The sequence below is a fragment of the Streptomyces sp. NPDC006207 genome (assembly GCF_040613835.1).
In the GTDB taxonomy this organism is placed as follows: domain Bacteria; phylum Actinomycetota; class Actinomycetes; order Streptomycetales; family Streptomycetaceae; genus Actinacidiphila.
This window is the reverse complement of record NZ_JBEXSX010000149.1, coordinates 1-2290: the sequence shown is the minus strand read 5'-3', so window position 1 is coordinate 2290 and position 2290 is coordinate 1. Positions and strand designations below refer to the sequence as shown.

The following is a 2290-nucleotide window of genomic DNA, read 5'->3' as shown; positions in this document are numbered from 1 at the left end:
GGCGGCGCCTCCATCGAGGCGCCGCCCTATCGTTTTGCCTGGTCGGAAAAGTAGAGGCCGTGGCGGGAATCGAACCCACGTAACTCGATTTGCAGGTTTGCCTGGTGCGGTGAGGATGGTGTCCCTGGCCGTTCGGGCGGGTTCATGGCCGTTCTTGGAGCGGGGTGTGTAGTGGCTTGCGGACGAGTGCGAACCACGGCGTGCGGCTATGAACGAGACGGAAACTGAGACGGACTGCATAGTGGGCCCGACTCGTGGTGCCGGGTTCTAGGCTTTGGCACGGTGTGAGCAAGGTCTCGGGGGTGAGGGCATGGGGCGGCACAGGCGGCATGCGTGGGTGGGGTCGGGCGTGTCGGGGGTTGCCGCGTTGGTGACGGCGGTACTGGGCCCGGTAACCAACTACGCGAGTGCGACGGTGCCAGCGTGGGCAACGCATGCGTGGGTGGTGTGGCCGGTGTTCGGGCTGCTGGTGGCGCTCAGCATCGGGCTGCTGCTGTGGGGGCGGAACCTGGACGACGGAGCACCTTCGGTGCGGCTGACGTCGGTGGACAGACTGGTCGGGACTCGGCACGCATCCCTGCGGCGCCAGCACGTGGAGCGAGTGCGTGGCCGGGAGACTGAACTGGGTTTCCTGACGGGGATGCTGCGCCGGCCGCAGGGCAGGTTGGCGGTGGTGTGCGGTGCTGGAGGGCTGGGCAAGACGACGCTGGCCGCGCAGCTCGCAGCCCAGGCCGAAGCAGATGGCTGTGCGGTGTTCTGGCTGCGGTGGCGCACCTCGGTGGACTTGGCGCAGCAAATGACGCAGGTGGCGGTGGCGTGCGGGCTGCCGGAAGGGGATCTGGAGTCGGCCCGGGCTGGGCAGGAGAGCCTGCCGGATGTGGTCTGGAGGCAGTTGGAGTCCTCGCGGCGGTGGATGGTGGTACTCGACAACGTCGATGAGCCACAGCTTGTGGATCCCGGCGATGAGCCGTTGGCGCACTATCGGGGGTGGATTCGCCCGCACGGCGGCGGTCTGCTGCTGGTCACTAGCCGGGACACCAGCACGCAGACCTGGGGGCCGCGCGCAGAGCTGCTGCGGCTGGAGCCGCTGGCCGTGCCCGACGCGGGCCAAGTCCTGCTGGATGTCGCACCGCGGGCCGGCACGCCGGAGCAGGCCCGGGAGCTAGCGGCCCGCCTGGGTGGGCTGCCGCTGGCCCTGCATGCGGCCGGCTCCTACCTCGCCACAGCCACCAGCCGCTACCGAACCTTCGACCACTACCGCCAAGCCCTGGACGCCGAGCTGCCCACACTCCTGGGCGCGCAGCACCCCGAAACTCTTGATCCGGACGTCGCCCGCACTCTGGTGCGCCATACCTGGGAGGTGTCCCTTGACCAGCTTACGGCCGAGGGTAACGAGCTGGCCCGTCCCCTGCTGCGGGTGCTGTCCCTGCTGAGCCAGGCGCCCATCCCGCAGTCCCTGGTGACTCCTAGCCTGCTGGCTGCCGTGACAGGCGAGGCGGTCACAGTGGTTGGCGTTGAAGTCGCACTTGCCGGCCTGCACCGCTATGGCCTCCTGGGCGTGCCTGAACCCGCCACCGCACTAGAGATGGTGCAGGAGGACAGTGCCCAGGTGGTGCTGCATCCCCTGGTCCGGGAGATCAGCGCCCTAGCTCTCACAGCCGACACCAACGACCTCGCCCTGTGGCATCGAGCCCTCACCGACCGGCTGACCGAAGCCGTCCACGAAGCCGCGGCAGCCGGACGCCCCGGCTGGCCCACCGCCCGCCTCCTGGCCCCACACCTGTCGCTCCTGCTCGACCGCAGCCCAGACGTCCTCGCCGACGCCCACGACACAATTGCGGCTCTTGCTGAGGTACTCCACGACGCTGGCGCCTACGCAGCCGAGCGCGTTGTACATCAACAACTACTCGACGCGCGAGGTCGCCTTCTGGGCCTCGACCACCCCGACACTCTGGCCAGCCGCAGTGACCTGGCCTTTGCTCTGTACGGGATGGGTGAGTACGGGCAGGCGGTGGACCTGGACCGGCGGACGCTTGAGGACCGTACGCGGGTCCTGGGCCCGGACCATCCCGACACTCTGGCCAGCCGCAACAACCTGGCCATTGCTCTGCAGAGGATGGGTGAGTACGCGGAGGCAGTGGACCTGGACCGGCGGACGCTTGAGGACCGCATGCGGGTCCTGGGCCCCGACCACCCGGGTCTGCTGCAGGTTTGGGTGACAGGTTCGGTCACGCGGCCTGGACGGCCGGTGGGGTCATGACGGTCTCGAATTCGACGGGGGTCAGGCGGC

Annotated in this window: 1 protein-coding gene; it reads left to right on the top strand. The window is 69.0% G+C overall.

All coding sequences use genetic code 11. The features are described from left to right. Positions 1 to 454 precede the first annotated feature (454 nt). The gene (locus ABZ312_RS45065; protein ID WP_500440225.1) at positions 455 to 2260 is read left to right on the top strand and encodes a tetratricopeptide repeat protein; all 1806 of its coding nucleotides are present in this window, start codon (positions 455 to 457) and stop codon (positions 2258 to 2260) included. Positions 2261 to 2290: the final 30 nt, after the last annotated feature.